Annotated in this window: 16 protein-coding genes and 2 tRNA genes; 9 read left to right on the forward strand and 9 right to left on the reverse strand. The window is 72.3% G+C overall.

The genetic code is table 11. The features are described from left to right. The first annotated feature begins 248 nt into the window (after positions 1–248). Entirely contained in the window at positions 249–1,535 is a 1,287-nt protein-coding gene (locus ACZ6N8_RS01175; RefSeq protein WP_466007277.1) for a L,D-transpeptidase, read from the forward strand. Between the two features lie 102 nt (positions 1,536–1,637). On the opposite strand, the gene ACZ6N8_RS01180 is transcribed toward ACZ6N8_RS01175, so the two are convergent. Continuing rightward, positions 1,638–1,713, reverse strand: a tRNA-His gene (locus ACZ6N8_RS01180). Between the two features lie 105 nt (positions 1,714–1,818). Beyond that, a complete protein-coding gene (gene orn / locus ACZ6N8_RS01185) occupies positions 1,819–2,415 on the reverse strand; it encodes an oligoribonuclease (RefSeq protein ID WP_364367263.1) in 597 nt (198 codons plus the stop codon). Positions 2,416–2,481: 66 nt separating this feature from the next. Between orn and ACZ6N8_RS01190 the strand changes: the two genes are divergently transcribed. After that, positions 2,482–3,774 carry a glycosyltransferase family 87 protein gene (locus tag ACZ6N8_RS01190; RefSeq protein ID WP_466006783.1) on the forward strand — a complete coding sequence of 431 codons (1,293 nt, stop codon included), beginning with the start codon at positions 2,482–2,484 and terminating at the stop codon, positions 3,772–3,774. Between the two features lie 32 nt (positions 3,775–3,806). On the opposite strand, the gene ACZ6N8_RS01195 is transcribed toward ACZ6N8_RS01190, so the two are convergent. From ACZ6N8_RS01195 to ACZ6N8_RS01205, 3 genes are all read right to left on the reverse strand, one after another. Continuing rightward, positions 3,807–4,853: a hypothetical protein gene (locus ACZ6N8_RS01195; RefSeq protein ID WP_466007279.1), complete on the reverse strand. Its 1,047-nt coding sequence runs from the start codon at positions 4,851–4,853 to the stop codon at positions 3,807–3,809. A gap of 149 nt (positions 4,854–5,002) precedes the next feature. Next, on the reverse strand, positions 5,003–5,728 hold the full coding sequence (locus ACZ6N8_RS01200) for a YcnI family copper-binding membrane protein (protein WP_466006784.1): 726 nt from the start codon (positions 5,726–5,728) through the stop codon (positions 5,003–5,005). 17 nt (positions 5,729–5,745) lie between these two features. Beyond that, positions 5,746–7,416 carry a copper resistance CopC/CopD family protein gene (locus ACZ6N8_RS01205; RefSeq protein ID WP_466006785.1) on the reverse strand — a complete coding sequence of 557 codons (1,671 nt, stop codon included), beginning with the start codon at positions 7,414–7,416 and terminating at the stop codon, positions 5,746–5,748. A gap of 202 nt (positions 7,417–7,618) precedes the next feature. On the opposite strand from ACZ6N8_RS01205, the gene ACZ6N8_RS01210 reads away from it, so the two are divergent. The 4 genes from ACZ6N8_RS01210 to ACZ6N8_RS01225 are packed head-to-tail and all read left to right on the forward strand — an operon-like array spanning position 7,619 to position 10,584. After that, positions 7,619–8,209, forward strand: coding sequence for a sigma-70 family RNA polymerase sigma factor (locus ACZ6N8_RS01210; RefSeq protein ID WP_364367275.1), 591 nt, complete (start codon positions 7,619–7,621; stop codon positions 8,207–8,209). A 32-nt stretch (positions 8,210–8,241) separates the two neighbouring features. Then, positions 8,242–8,766, forward strand: coding sequence for a MauE/DoxX family redox-associated membrane protein (locus ACZ6N8_RS01215; protein WP_466006786.1), 525 nt, complete (start codon positions 8,242–8,244; stop codon positions 8,764–8,766). Further along, on the forward strand, positions 8,759–9,475 hold the full coding sequence (locus ACZ6N8_RS01220) for a DsbA family protein (RefSeq protein WP_466006787.1): 717 nt from the start codon (positions 8,759–8,761) through the stop codon (positions 9,473–9,475). The genes ACZ6N8_RS01215 and ACZ6N8_RS01220 overlap by 8 nt, the downstream gene beginning before the upstream one ends. After that, a complete protein-coding gene (locus ACZ6N8_RS01225) occupies positions 9,472–10,584 on the forward strand; it encodes a hypothetical protein (protein ID WP_466006788.1) in 1,113 nt (370 codons plus the stop codon). The genes ACZ6N8_RS01220 and ACZ6N8_RS01225 overlap by 4 nt, the downstream gene beginning before the upstream one ends. Here ACZ6N8_RS01225 and ACZ6N8_RS01230 read toward each other — a convergent pair. From ACZ6N8_RS01230 to ACZ6N8_RS01245, 4 genes are read right to left on the reverse strand one after another with little or no spacing between them, the layout of a single operon-like run. Then, the gene (locus tag ACZ6N8_RS01230; protein ID WP_466006789.1) at positions 10,568–11,326 is read right to left on the reverse strand and encodes an energy-coupling factor ABC transporter ATP-binding protein; all 759 of its coding nucleotides are present in this window, start codon (positions 11,324–11,326) and stop codon (positions 10,568–10,570) included. The two genes, ACZ6N8_RS01225 and ACZ6N8_RS01230, sit on opposite strands and share 17 nt — an antisense overlap. Further along, positions 11,323–12,093 (reverse strand): cobalt ECF transporter T component CbiQ, encoded by a 771-nt coding sequence (gene cbiQ, locus ACZ6N8_RS01235; RefSeq protein ID WP_387112415.1) that lies wholly within the window; start codon positions 12,091–12,093, stop codon positions 11,323–11,325. Before cbiQ ends, ACZ6N8_RS01230 begins: the two co-directional genes overlap by 4 nt. 14 nt (positions 12,094–12,107) lie before the next feature. Next, positions 12,108–12,515 (reverse strand): PDGLE domain-containing protein, encoded by a 408-nt coding sequence (locus ACZ6N8_RS01240; RefSeq protein ID WP_466006790.1) that lies wholly within the window; start codon positions 12,513–12,515, stop codon positions 12,108–12,110. Further along, the gene (locus ACZ6N8_RS01245) at positions 12,512–13,228 is read right to left on the reverse strand and encodes an energy-coupling factor ABC transporter permease (RefSeq protein ID WP_466006791.1); all 717 of its coding nucleotides are present in this window, start codon (positions 13,226–13,228) and stop codon (positions 12,512–12,514) included. Before ACZ6N8_RS01245 ends, ACZ6N8_RS01240 begins: the two co-directional genes overlap by 4 nt. A gap of 190 nt (positions 13,229–13,418) precedes the next feature. On the opposite strand from ACZ6N8_RS01245, the gene bcp reads away from it, so the two are divergent. From bcp to ACZ6N8_RS01260, 3 genes are all read left to right on the forward strand, one after another. Continuing rightward, positions 13,419–13,895 carry a thioredoxin-dependent thiol peroxidase gene (bcp, locus tag ACZ6N8_RS01250; protein WP_139583483.1) on the forward strand — a complete coding sequence of 159 codons (477 nt, stop codon included), beginning with the start codon at positions 13,419–13,421 and terminating at the stop codon, positions 13,893–13,895. Between the two features lie 66 nt (positions 13,896–13,961). Continuing rightward, positions 13,962–14,044 (forward strand) — tRNA-Leu (locus tag ACZ6N8_RS01255). Between the two features lie 91 nt (positions 14,045–14,135). Beyond that, positions 14,136–14,663: a GNAT family N-acetyltransferase gene (locus ACZ6N8_RS01260; RefSeq protein ID WP_466006792.1), complete on the forward strand. Its 528-nt coding sequence runs from the start codon at positions 14,136–14,138 to the stop codon at positions 14,661–14,663. Positions 14,664–14,667: the final 4 nt, after the last annotated feature.

Genomic DNA, 14,667 nt, shown 5'->3' on the forward strand with positions numbered 1-14,667 from the left:
CGTCCGGTCGCTACGCGCCGGCCCTGCCGATGGCACGGGCCGGCGCGTACCCTGGCACTGCCCGCGACGCGATGACGGCGGCGACCCCTCAGACCTGACACGAAGACGAGCCCGAATCACGAAACGCCGGATAGTAGCAAAATTCCGGCATCATGGTCGGCGTGTTCCGGTTCACCCTCGGCAACCGGGGCCGGTTCCGGCGCGTCTTTAGGAGACGATGGGTCAGGGACCACGACTGTGAGGACATCATGCGAGCTAGCCAGGACCAGCTGATCCGGCCCCGGGGGCGACGCCGCGTGCTCGCGGCGGGGCTGCTCGCCGTGGCGCTGGCCTTCACCTCCGCCTGCACCGACGACGGCGGCAAGCCGTCCTCGTGGCAGGGCGGCGGCGAGAGCCGGCCCCCCAAGGCCGCGGCGACCATCAGCGAGCCGGCGGCCGACGCCAAGGACGTACCGGCGTCCACGGGCATCACCTTCACCACGAAGGACGCCGAGGAGACGGCCGTCGAGCTGAAGGACGCGGCAGGCAAGGCGGTCGAGGGCAAGCTCGCCGCGGACGGCAAGAGCTGGCTTCCGGCAGGCGCCCTGGAGTACGGCACCAGCTACACGGCCACCGTGACCGCCACCGGGGACGACGGCCGCCCGGCCACCGCGACCAGCACCTTCACCACGATGGCCAAGCCCGGCAAGCAGATCCGGGTGAGCAGCTTCCTGGGCGACAACCAGGTCGTCGGCGTCGGAATGCCGCTGATCGTGAAGTTCGACCGGGCCGTCCCGGAGGACTACCGCGACGATGTGCAGCGCCGGATGACGGTGACCTCCACGCCGGCCCAGGAGGGTATCTGGCACTGGGTCAGCCCCACCGAGGTCCGGTACCGGCCGAAGGAGTTCTGGAAGACCGGCAGCAAGGTCTCGTACCGCGTGCAGGCCGGCGGCCTGCCGATGGGGTCGGGCTGGTACGGCCGCGCCGACCTCTCCGTGGACATCAAGATCGGCGCAGCGGTGATCATGACCGTGGACAACAAGACCAAGCGGATGACTGTCACCCGCAACGGCGCCGTGATCAAGACCATCCCGGTCAGCCTGGGCAAGAAGAGCACCCCGTCGTCCAGCGGGACCATGGTCGTGATCGAGAAGCTGCGCAAGACGGTCTTCGACACGTTCGAGGAGCTGGGCCCGGAGGACGGCTACCGCACCAAGATTGACTTCGCGCAGCGCCTCACCTGGGGCGGCGAGTTCATCCACGCGGCACCCTGGTCCGAGGGCCAGCAGGGCAGCGTGAACGTCTCGCACGGCTGCGTGAACGTGTCGATGGCCAACGGCGACTGGCTGTTCAAGAACACTCAGATCGGTGACCCGATCACGGTCAAGGGCACCGAGCGCAAGCTCCAGAACGGCAACGGCTGGACCGACTGGAACATGAGCTGGGACGAGTACGTCAAGGGCAGCGCCCTGCCGTACGAGCCGCCGGCCGACCCGGACACCTCGCCGACGCCTGACGATGCGGTCACCCCCACCCCCACCCCGACCGCCTGAGCGACCGGAACGACGAAAGCCCCCTCCTCGGAGGGGGCTTTCGCATCGCCCTCACAACGACTCAGGCCCCCTCCGAGGAGGGGGCCTGAGCAGTGAAACAAGTGGGGTGACTGATGGGAATTGAACCCACGACAACCGGGACCACAACCCGGTGCTCTGCCAACTGAGCTACAGCCACCATGCCGCCGTCGCCCGGTCGTTCGCCCCGGGCGGGGTGCGGACCAATAATAGCCACACCGCCGCCGGGCACGTCCAGCGGGTTCCCGGCTCGGTGTCCGAGAGGTCAGAGTTCGGCGGCGATGCCCTTGGCGGTCTCGACGTCGGGGCCGGGCAGCGGGACGAAGATGGTGCGCCGGTAGTACTCCAGCTCCCGGATGCTCTCCCGGATGTCGGCGAGCGCCCGGTGCGCGAGCCCCTTCTGCGGCTGCCCGAAGTACACGCGGGGGTACCAGCGGCGGCACAGCTCCTTGATCGAGGAGACGTCGATCATGCGGTAGTGCAGGTGGGCGTCGAGGCGGGGCATGTCCCGGGCGATGAAGCCCCGGTCGGTGGCGATCGAGTTGCCGCACAGCGGCGCCGTACGCGGATCCTTGACGAAGGTGCGGACGTACTCCAGCACCAGGTCCTCGGCCTCGGCCAGGGTGACCGCCGAGCGGCGGACCTCCTCGGTGAGGCCGGACTTGGCGTGCATCGTCTGGACGATCTCCGGCATCGCCTCCAGCGCGGCCTCGTCGGCGTGGATCACCACGTCGACCCCGTCACCCAGCACGTTGAGATTGGGATCGGTGACGAGTGCCGCGACCTCGATCAGCTTGTCGCTACCGAGGTCCAAACCGGTCATCTCACAGTCGATCCAGACGAGGAGTTCAGCCACCGGCACAGCCTACGCGCAGCCCACGCCCCGCGGCTGCGCGCTCCGGGTGCGGCAGACCGCTAGGGTTTCGGAGTGCCAGCAGAACCCGTCGCTCCGCCCGCCGTCACCGAGGACGATCCCGGCGGCCGTACGGTCCGCCGGTTGGTCGCGGTGGTGGCCCTGGCCGCCGTGCTGCCGGCGTTGTACCTGCCGGGGCTGATGCACAACTTCTTCGACCTGAAGATCTACATGTCGGCCATGCAGTGGTGGACGGCCGGCAACCCGCTCTACGACTACGTCCAGCCGGACCGGGTGCAGGGCGAGCTGTACTTCACCTACCCGCCGTTCAGCGCCCTTCTGCTGTGGCCGTTCGGGCTGCTGCGGCTCGGTGCCACAGTGACGATCTTCACGGTGCTCACCATCCTGGCCGTGGTACTGACCACCAGGTGGCTGGTGACGCCGGTGATCGACAGGCACGGCCTGCCCCGGGCGTTCACGCTCACCGTCGCCGTGCTGCTGGTGCTGGCCGTGGAGAGCACCCGCGAGACGATCACCTTCGGGCAGATCAACATGCTCCTGGTGGTGCTGATCCTGGCCGACCTGCTGTTCGCCGTACCGCGGGCGCGGCGGTGGGCCGGGGTCGGCGTGGGGCTGGCCACGGCGCTCAAGCTGTTCCCCGGCATCTTCATCGTGTACCTGCTGGCCACCCGCCGGTGGCGGGCCGCGGTGGTGGCGAGTGCGACAGCGGCGGCGGCGACGCTGCTCGCGGCGGCGATCGCGCCGGAGGACTCGTGGCGTTTCTGGACCCGGGAGCTGTGGGACAACGACCGGGTGGGCCGCACCGACTACGTCGGCAACCAGTCGCTCTTCGGTCTGCTCAGCAGGTTCACCGCGCCGGAGAAGCCGGACCGGCTGCTCTGGCTGCTGGTGGTCGCCGCCGTCGTCGCCTACGGACTGTGGCGGGCCGCCCGCGCGGCCCGGGCCGGTGACCTGCTGACCGGCCTGACGTTGACCGGCCTGGTCGGTGCCCTGGTCAGCCCGATCACGTGGACCCATCACATCTACTGGTTCGTGCCGGCGGTGGTGCTGCTCGCGGACGCGGCGTTGAGAGCCGAGCGTCCGGACGAGGCACGCCGGCGCCGATGGTTGGCCGGGCTCGCCCTCGGTACGACCGCCGTGATCGTCTACGGCGTGGTGACGTTCCAGAAGTGGGGCACGGCGCCGGTCCGCACCCATGACCCGGTCGACTTCGTCACGCAGAACAGCTACGTGCTGCTCAGTCTGCTGCTGCTGGCGGCCCTGCCGGTGCGGTCGGTCCGCCGCCGACAGGCCGACCAGCCGCAGTCCGAGGAAAAATCGCACCAAATGGACAGACATCCCCAGTAGCCGCTATAGGCGCTAATCTGACCTCATCTACCTCAAGCGTCGCTCGGGTAGCACCGATCCCCCGGTGAGGGCGGCCCTCCGCGTCGGCAGCGCGGAGGGCCGCTCGCCGTCTCGTCCACCGCCACCGGTTGCGCCGTCGGCTCGGCCCCGGCCGGTGGCCAGGCCAGACTCAACGTCACCTCAGGCGGGTGTGGCCGCTCCGTCGGCGCCTCCAGATCGGCCAGGGTGGCCGGGCGGGCCGGCTCCGCGCCGATCGCCGAGCGGGGTCGCTCACCCGAGCCGACCGGAGCGAGCTGCCGCACCGCCGGAAGCGGCGGGGTCGCGGGCTCCCGGACGCCGAGGCCACTCAGCGAGGTGACCCCGAGGCGGCCAGCGAGCACCGGCACCTGGTCCGGTTCGACAACGAAGACCACCTCGCGGGGGCGCTGTGGTCGCAGCAGGAGCAGCACCGCGCCCACCACCAGCAGCACCCCGAGGGCGAGCAGGCCCCAGGTCGCCGGGCCGGTCCACGTTGCCCGCAACTCCGCCCGCAGGTCCAGCGCGAGGTCGGCGCCGCCGTCCGGGCGCATCACCACAAGGCTCATCGGCTCGCCGGCCAGGTCGTCGGCAGTCCACTCCAGCGAGCCGATCCCCTCACGTACCCAGAAGGGTCGGCCCAGCGGGCTGGCCGCTGTGTCGGCGCCCGGCGCGACGGTCGGGCCGGCCGGGTCCAGCCGGACCGGCAGCGGACCTCGGGCCAACGCGACGCGGCGGACCGTGGCGTGCGGCACCGACTCCAGCCAGCGGCGCACCTCGGCGGTGGGCGCCAGGCCGACGAACGCCGGGCCGTCCGGCGTGCGGGCGTCCACCCGCAGCCGGGTCTGTGCGGTACGCGCGAAGGGCGCCTCCTGCCGCAGCAGCCTGTCGAGATCACCGACGACGACGGCGTGCCCGGGCGCGCGTACCGTCTCGAAGCGGGCGGCGAAGGACCCGCCGGGGTCGGCGTGCCGGGTCACCAGCCAGAGCGCTCCACCGGCGAACAGCACCGGGATCCCGACGACCAACAGCAGCACTCCGGCGATCACCCGCACGAAACGCATTCGCACCGTCCCCCTCCGTAGCCAGATACCCGGCCGACCTTACCGACGTCGACCGTCTGATCAGGGGATATCCACGGCACGGCCGGTCCCGGCAGCGGAAAGCACACTGGCCCGCCGGATGTCCGGCGGGCCAGCGGCTGCGCTGTGGGTCAGGACCTGGCGACCGGCTCCCGGCGGGTCCGGGCGAACGCCAGCCCGCCCAGCGCCAGACCGGCCAGCCCGGCGACGAGACCGGCGATCGCGAGGCCGACCGCGAGGCCGTCGCTCTCGTCGTCGTCATCGTCGTCGCGCGCGGCCACGGCGGCGGACGGCGCGGCCGACGCCGACGGCGCGGCGGCCGTCAGGGTGAGCACCGGCGCCGGCTTCTCCGGCTCCTCGCCGCCCGGCTGGGGCTCGTCGATCCACCGAGACACGTTGCCGTCGGAGTACGTCTGGAGGGTCTTGAAGACCATCGACTCGACCTTCGGCAGCGGACCCATCGAGACCCCGAACTCCTGGAACTGGCCCGGCTTGACCGCGGCGTCCCCGGTGGCCGTCCAAGTGATCTTGGAGACCGCCTCGGTGATCTGGCTGCCGTGCACGTCGATCGGCGGATCCACCTTGCGCTTCTCCACCGCCACGGTCCATCCGGGCACCGGCTGCGTCGACACCGAGCCGACCGGGGCGTTCTCCGGCAGCACCACCTCCAGCTTGGTGGTCGACGCGGTGTCGCTCTCGTTGGGCACCCGGAACGCCACCCGGGCGTAGCCGCCCTGGGTGGCCTCCTTCGGGTTCACCGTGACGTGGGCGGACGCGGCCCCGGCGAAGCCGAGGACAGCGACGGCGGTGAACGCCAGGGCGGCAGCGGCGGTTGCGGTACGCCGGAGTCGGGTCATGGGTTTCGCGAACCTCTCTAACGGATGGGCACGGTGGCGGTCACCGTGGCCTGGTCGATGTCCGTCGTCCGGACAGTGATCTTCAGCTGCCAGTCGCCGGCTGCCGGCAGGCTGACGTCGCCGTACGCGTGGTTGTCGACGAGCGGCAGCAGCGGGACGTCGATCGGCTCGATCCCGGCCGACGGCAGCGCCGCGGTGGCCTTCCACTCCGCCACGGGCAGCGGCTGCGACTGGTTGTCCGGGGCGTACGCGTACAGGTGGATCGAGTTGTTGCCGCGCTGCGCCGGGTCCAGTTCGACACGCAGGGAGTAGAGCGGGCTGGACAGGGTGGTGGCGAACAGGCCGGCCTGGGTGCCGGAGGGCTCCTCCACGGCGGTCCGGGCGGGTGTGGTCTGCACCAACGTCGCGGACAGGCCCAGCACCACGGCGGTGACGGCCAACTCCACCCAGACCGCCCGGCGCACCGGCACCGGGCGCTGCGCGGCGACGCGTCGACGCACCATCTGCCGGGAGTACGCGGCCACGGCGATGACGATCGCGAACAGTCCGATCTTGGCCAGCAGCAGGCGCCCGTAGGTGGTGCTGACCAGGGCGTCCAGGGTGGCCACCTCGATCAATGCCTGGACGGTGCCGGCCAGCAGCAGCGCCGAGACGGCGAGCGCCGCCCACCGGGACCAGATCGGCAGGATCGCGCCCAGCTCCCGCTCGTCGGCCTGGCGCAGCAGGAAACCGGCGAGCATCAGCAGACCGCCCAGCCAGACCGCCATGCTGCCGAGGTGGACCGCGTCGACGACCACCGACACCGCCGGCGCCGGGGACGCCGCCGGGTGCCCGGCCAGCGGCCAGGTCAGCAGCGCGGCCGCGCCCAGCACGGCCAGGATGATGGCGTCCGCGCGGCCGGCCGGGCGGGCCAGCATCGGCCGGAGCAGGAACGCCGAGGCCGCCAGCAGGCCGAGCCGGACCAGATGGGCGGCGCCGAAGGCACTACCGAACACGCTGCCGAACCCCTCGCCGGTCACCGCGAAGATGCCACCACCTGCGGTGTAGGGCACCTGCAACCACAGGTCGGCGATGGTGGCCAGGGCCACCAACCCGAGGCCGGTCCAGGCCAGCCGGCTCGGCCCCCGCCGGGAGAGCCGCCGCGGCCACAGCGCGGCCAGCACCAGCACAGGCCCGACCAGCAGCACCAGGCCGGCGTAGCCAAGGAAACGGGCGACCTTCACCGCGTTGACCACCACCGGATTGGCGCGGCTGTCGTTGCCGGCGTCGACAGGCGGGGTCGAGGGCGCGCCCACCGAGTAGGTGAAGGCGCCGGAGACCGGGTGGCTGTCGGCGGAGATCACCCGGAAGGTGACCAGGTAGGTGCCGCGCCCGCCAGCCGGGTCCACCGGGATGGTCACCACGGCGCCGTCGAACGACGGCTCACCCCGGTCGGCCCGGGAGCCGTCCGGCGCGATCACCCTCACCTTGTCGGGGACCTTGCGGACCGACTCGGTGAACGTGAGGACCACCTCGGACGGCCCGCTCGGCACCACCGCGGAGGCCGCCGGGCTGCTGCTCGACAGCACCGCGTGGGCGCTGGCGGGGGTGGCCGGTGCGATCAACAGGGCGACGACGGTGACCAGGAGACCGGCGGCTGCGGCCAGCCGGGCGATCCAACGGCGGGGGGCGACAGTCATGCCGGCCATGGTCGCCGACCGACGTGGCTCTCGGCGACCCGAGGCGGGTGAACGGCTCACCTGCGCCCAGCCACCAGCGCCGCGCGTACCTGGTCGCGTGTCATGAGCAGGTAGTCGGCGCGGCGCGGGGAAAAGTTCCCGACGTGGCGCAGACCATCCAAGGGCCGAAGGACCCTGACGCTCCGCCGGGCGCCGCGTAACCTGGGTTGTCGTGATCCCTGTCCCGCGTGACACCGGCGCCTCCGGTCCGACCGAGCCGACAGGTGACGCCGTCCGGGATCCGGCGACCGAGTGGGCGTTGACCGCCCGGGACGGTGATCCGGCCGCTCAGGCCGCCTTCGTCCGGCTGACCCAGGCCGAGGTCTGGCGCTTCGCCGCGGCCCTGGTCGACACCGACAGCGCCGACGATCTGACCCAGGAGACCTACCTGCGGGCGTTCCGGGCGCTGCCGGCGTTCGAGGGTCGCTCCACCGTCCGCACCTGGCTGCTCGGCATCGCCCGGCGGGCCTGCGCCGACCACCTGCGGACCGTGGTGCGCCGTCGCCGGCTCGACGAGCGGTTGACGGCGAACGCGTACACCGACAGACCGCATCCCGACCCGGCCGGGCAGTTCGGCGCCAGCGACCTGGTCCGTCGGTTGAGCGCCGAGCGGCGTGCCGCGTTCGTGCTCACGCAACTGCTCGGCCTGTCGTACGCGGAGGCCGCCGCGATCGAGGGGGTGCCGGTGGGCACCATCCGTTCCCGGGTCGCGCGCGCCCGTGACGAGCTGGTCGAGGCGGTCGGCGACGCCCTGGCCGGCTGAACGCGGAACTTCCGGCGGAGACAGGACGACAAATGAGCGTGACAGCACCCCCCACCCGGGCCGGCCGCTGGGCCGTCGTCCGCCCCTGGCTCGGCGTCGCGGCCCGGCTCGGCCTCGCCGCCGTCTGGCTGATCGCCGGCGCGTCGAAGGTCGGCGACCTGGCCGCGTCCGGGCGGGCCGTCAACGCGTACCAGGTCATGCCGTACGACGTGGCGACGGTGATCGGCGCGGCGCTGCCCTTCGTCGAGCTGGCGCTCGGCGTGCTCCTGTTGCTCGGGTTGGCCACCCGGCTCGGCGCGGGGGTGTCGGCCGTGCTGCTGGTGGTCTTCATCGCCGGGATCGCCTCGGCGTGGGCGCGCGGCCTGTCCATCGACTGCGGCTGCTTCGGCAGCGGCGGGCAGTTGGCGCAGGGGCAGGCACCCAGTTACCTCCCGGAGATCCTGCGCGACCTGGGATTCTTGGTACTGGCCGGATTTCTGCTGATCTGGCCACGTACGCCCGTATCGGTGGACGGGTGGCTGTCCGGCGAACCCGCTGTGGAGGACGAGGATGAGTAGTCGTAAGGGGCAGCGGGACGCCGCCCGGGTGGTCCGCGAGCAGCTCGCCCGCGAGCGGCGCCGCCGCCGCACGATCTGGGTCTCCGTCGCCGCCGTCGCCGTGCTGATCATCGCCGGCGTGATCGGCTGGGGCGTCTGGTCCAGCCAGAAGTCGGACACCTTCACCACCCCGCCCGGAGCGAACGCCGACGGCACCGGCATCGTCACCGGCGGCGGCCCGGTCACCATCGACGTCTACGAGGACTTCCTCTGCCCGGCCTGCAACCAGTTCGAGCAGACGAGCGGGGCCACCCTGGAGCAGCTGGTCGCCGAGAACAAGGCGACTGTCGTCTACCACCCGGTGGCGTACCTCAACCGCTTCTCCACCACCGAGTACTCGACCCGCTCCTCGGCCGCCTCCGGCTGCGCCGCGGCCGGCGGGAAGTTCCGGGAGTACGCCAAGGCGCTCTTCGCGAAGCAGCCACCGGAGGGCAGCGCCGGGCTCAGCAACGACGAGCTGATCGACATCGGCGCCGGGGTGGGCCTCGACCGCGGCTCGTTCGGCGGCTGCGTCAAGGACGGCACCTACCGGACGTGGACCGCGCACGTCACCGACGAGGCGAGCCGCAGCGACGTCACCGGCACGCCGACCATCCTGGTCAACGGCCAGCCGCTTGCCGACCGCAGCCCGCAGGGTCTCACCGCGGCCGTGGCGGCGGCCGGCAAGTGATCCGTACCCTGCTGGCCCGTGCCGGCCTGGTCGCCGCCGCCGCCTGCGTGGCCACCCTGGTCACCGCGGCGCCCGCCTTCGCGCACGGCGCGGACGCCCCGAACGGCACCGACTACCGCACCCGGGCCGCCGGCGTCACCCCGGCCCGGCCCGGTCTGGAGGTACGCGTCGTCGAGGCGGGCGCCCGCCTGGAGCTGACCAACCGCACCGGCCGCCCGATCGAGGTGCTCGGCTACTCAGGTGAGCCATACCTGCGGATCGGCCCGGACGGGGTGTACGAGAACAGCCGCTCCCCGGCCACCTACCTGAACCGCACCCTCGCCGGGGACACGGCGCTCCCCGCCGACGCCGACCCGGCTGCGCCGGCGTCCTGGCGGCGGATCGCCGACGGGGACACGGCGCGCTGGCACGACCAGCGCGCCCTGTGGCAGGAGTCGGCTCCGCCGGAGGCGGTACGCGCCGCGCCGGAGCGCGAACACCGGGTCCGGGACTGGACGGTACCGCTGCGCGACGGCACCGACCCCCTGCGGATCGACGGCACGTTGGACTGGGTGCCGCCGCCCGACGCGTACACCTGGTGGGCGGCGACCATCGTGGGGCTGCTCGCGGTGGGGGCGCTCGGCCTGCTCGCGGCCGCCTCCCCCGCCGGCGCCCGGGCGCTGTCCGCCCTCGGTGTGCTGCTGATCGTCGGCGGGGCGGTAGCCGTGGTGTACCCGGTCGGCCGGGAGCTGGACGCCGGCGCCCACGGTGTCGGGGGCGTGCTGGTCGGGCTGCTGTCCGGGCAGGTCTGGTCGCTGCTCACCGGCCTCGGCGCGATCGCCGCCGGCTGGTACGCGCTGGCCCGCCGGCCGGGAGCCGACTTCGTGGTCGCCCTGGGCGGGGCCTGCCTGGCGCTCCTCGCCGGCACGGCGAACGCCGCCGTGTTCGCCAGGTCCATCGCCCCGGTGCCGTGGGCGCCCGAAGCAGCACGCGTGATGGTCGCGGCGGTGCTCGTCACCGGCGCCGGCGCGACGGCCGCCGGCGTCCTTCGCCTGCACGCCACCTCCCGCGCCGCCGCACCGGCTCGGCGGGTCGAGGCCACCGGGCGCGGGGCTACGCCGGCGGAGTGAAGCCGTAGGGGAGTTCCAGGCGGTGCTTCGCCAGCAGGGTCTCATCGCCCAGCAGGTCGCGGGTGGGGGCGTCGGCGACGATCCGGCCACCGTCCAGGATCACCGAGCGTTCGCACAGCTCCGCCGCGTACGGCAGGTCGTGGGTCACCATCAGCAGCGTCACCGGCAGGCCGCGCAGGATCTCGGCCAGCTCCCGACGGGCCGCCGGATCCAGGTTCGACGACGGCTCGTCCAGCACCAGGATCTCCGGGTGCATGGCGAGGACGGTGGCCACCGCCACCCGGCGGCGCTGCCCGAACGAGAGGTGCTGCGGCGACCGGTCCCGGTGCTCACCCATCCCCACCGCGGCCAGTGCCTCGTCGACACGGGCCGACAGCTCCGCCCCGCGCAGGCCCAGGTTGGCCGGCCCGAACGCCACATCCTCGGCCACGGTGGGCAGGAACAGCTGGTCGTCCGGGTCCTGAAAGACGATGCCCACCCGACGGCGCACCTCGGACAGGGTGGCCCGGTCCGGTGTGATGGTCAGCCCGCCGACGCTCACGCTGCCCTCGGTAGGCGTGAGGATGCCGTTGAGGTGCAGCACCAGTGTGGTCTTGCCCGCGCCGTTGGGCCCGAGCAGCGCAACCCGGTCGCCGCGCGGCACCGTCAGGTCCACGCCGTGCAGGGCGACGTGCCCGTCCGGGTACGCGTACCGGACACCACGAACGTCCAGCGAGACAGCGGTAGGCACGACACCGATCATGTCAGCACGACGGCGGTGGCGGCGATGGAGGCCGCCACCACAGGCACTGTCGCCGCGACCAGCCACTGACCGGCGGTCGCCGCGCCGTCGCCCTGCCACACGGCGGGCATCCGCCCGGTGTAGCCCCGGGACAGCATCGCCAGGTAGACCCGCTCCCCGCGCTCGAAGGCGCGCAGGAACAACGCGCCGATCCCGGCGGCGAAGCCGCGCAACTGCCACAGGAAACGCGGGTCGTCGCCGCGGGAGATCCGAGCCACCCGCATCCGCCGCGCCTCGCCGACGAGCACGTCGAGGTAGCGCAGCATGAACGTGGCGATCTGGGTGAGCACCTGCGGGCAGTGGAGCCGGTCCAGCCCCACGATCAGGTCGCGGGTGGTGGTGGTCGCGGCGAGCAGCAGCGAGGCGAGGACACCGAGGGTGCCCTTGGCCAGGATGTTCCACGCGCCGTGGAGCCCGTCCTCGGACAGCCGCAGGCCCAGCACCTCGACCCGCTCGCCGGCGCCCAGGAACGGCAGCGCCACGGCGAACAGCACGAACGGCAGCTCGATCAGCGCCCGGCTGAGCAGCCACCGCGGCCCCACCCGGGCCAACGCCGCCACCAGGGCCACCAGCAGGGCGTACGCGCCGAACGCCCAGAACGCCTCGCGGGGGGTGGCCACCACGGCGATGGTGAAGACCACCATCGCCACGATCTTGACCTCGGGCGGAAGCCGGTGCACAGGCGAGTCCGACTCGCGGTACAGCACGTGCCCGTGACCGGCACCCATCCGCGTACCCCTGCTCAGTTCGTGGCTTCGGCGCGGGTCGCCGTCGCGTCGCCGTCGGCGGGCGTCGCGTCGCCGTCGGTAGGCGTGGTGCCCCGGCGGCGCAGCAGCCAGAAACCGCCGACGCCGATCGCGAACGTCACCAGCACACCGAGGACCCCGGACAGGCCCGTGGAGAGGAAGCTGTTCTCCACGCCGCGTACGCCGTAGTCGGCGAGCGGGCTGTCAGCCAACTCGTGGTCCTTCGCCTGCTGGGCCGGGCAGCTGCCGGCGACGATGTTGTCGTCGGCGTCGACCGTGCAGCCCTTGAGCAGTGACGAATCGAGCCCGTCCGGGTGGGACGAGGCGTAGTTGCTCACCACTCCGGCGAGCAGCAGGGCGACCAGCAGGCCGCCGGCCAGGAAGGCCCAGGAACGGTTCTTCATCGGACACCTCCGGCGACCGGGACGACGGGAGCGGCGGGCGTACGCAGGGAGCGCAGCGCGTACACCAGGTCGGGGCGCACCTTCGCGACGGTGAGCACAGTGGTCGCGGTGATCAGGCCCTCGCCGATGCCGATGAGCAGGTGGACGCCGGCCATCGTGCCGGCCAGCCCGGCCAGGTTGCCGCCCAGGTCGGTGGTGCCGCCGAGCCAGTACTGCACGACGAAGCCCTGGGACGCGACGACCACGCTGAGCATGGCGGCGACGAAGGCGGTCACCGCCAGGCCGGCGGGCGTACGGGGAAGCACCCGCAGCAGCAGGGCGATGAGCAGGTACGCCGCCGCGGTGCCGAGCAGCGCCATGTTGGTGATGTTGAGGCCGAGCATCGCCACGCCGCCGTCGCCGAAGATCAGCGCCTGGACGACGAGGACGACTGCCACGCAGAGTGCGCCGACCCACGGGCCGACGAGCATCGCGGCGAGCGCGCCACCGAGCAGGTGACCGCTGACCCCGGCCGTGAAGATCGGGAAGTTGAGCATCTGGACGGCGAAGATGAACGCGGCCACCAGGCCCGCCATCGGTGCCAGCCGGTCGTCCAGGTCGCGCCGGGCGCGCAGGACGCAGAAGGTGAGCGCGGCAAGTGCGAGTGCCGCGAAGACCCCCGCGACGGGACCGTTGATGATCCCGTTCGAGATGTGCATCGCCAGTGTTTCCACGCGACCTCCCACGCGTCAGCGGACCCGTGCGGGGCCGACGGGGTCAGCCTATTTCCCCAACCTCGTTGTTGCCAGACTCTGGCAACAAGGCATGGCGTTGATCACCTCGGGCTGCCCGGGGCCGCAGCCGCTCGCGCCGGTGGTGCGTCGGCGGCGACGGCACGGCCCGACCCGGCGGTAGGGTCGGGCCATGACCACGCCCGACCGCCTCTCCCCCGGTGACCCCGCCCCCGAGTGGACCCTGCCCACCGACACCGGCGACCAGCTCTCCCTCGCCGACCTGCGCGGCCGCAAGGTCGTCCTGTACGCCTACCCGGCGGCCATGACCCCCGGCTGCACCAAGCAGGCCTGCGACTTCCGCGACTCGCTCGCCTCCCTCCAGGCGGCCGGCTACGAGGTCGTCGGCATCTCCCCGGACAAGCCGGAGAAGCTCGCGAAGTTCCGCGACCGGGACGCGATCACCTTCCCGCTGGTGTCGGACGTCGACAAGGCGGTGCTGACCGCGTACGGCGCGTACGGCGAGAAGCAGCTCTACGGCAAGACCGTGACCGGGGTGATCCGCTCGACCTTCGTCATCGACGGCGACGGCAAGGTCGAACGGGCGCTCTACAACGTCAAGGCCACCGGGCACGTCGCCAAGCTCCGCCGCGACCTCGGCCTGGACTGACCGGGAGCAGCGGAGACGCCCGGGCTCGACACCGTCGTGGCAGGACGCTCTAGACTCAGCGGGTTGGCGGGAGTGGCGTAACGGCAGCCGCGATAGGTTTAGGTCCTATTGTCCGAAAGGGCGTAGGGGTTCGAATCCCCTCTCCCGCACAGGTCAACGAGCACGCGCCCCCGCGCGGTGGTTGTCGGGCGCGTCACGATCCGAGGTCGCGGGCCTGGTCGCCGGGTCAGGATGAGCGGCGTGAGTCTGCGCTTCGTCCTCGACCCCTACCTGACTCCGCGACTGCGCGCCGAGATCGTCGCCCTCTGGACGGACGTCAGCAACGCTGGCGGCGCTGTGGGTTTCGTGCCGCCGGTCACCCCCGCCGACGTCCGTACGGTCGCCGACCCGACCTTCGCGGGCATCGCCGAGGGGCCGGACCGGCTGCTGCTCGGGTACGCGGGTGACCGGCTGGTCGCCATGCTGATCTTCTGCGACAACAGATTCCCGCTGAAGGCGCACTGGTGTGTGCTGAAGCGGGTGATGGTCCACCCGGACACCCAGGGCACCGGGTACGGAGCGGAGTTGATGCGCGAGGCCGACCGGCTGGGTCGGAAGATGGGCCACGAAGCGTTGCACCTGACGGTGCGCGGCGGGTTGGGGCTGGACGGGTTCTACCGCCGCCTCGGGTACCGGGAGATCGGCCGGCTGCCGGGAGCGCTGCGCGTCGCGCCCGGCGACGACCGGGACGAGATCCTGATGTGGCGCGACCTCACACCTACCGGCTGACCGG

The organism is Micromonospora sp. NPDC047521 (assembly GCF_055587305.1).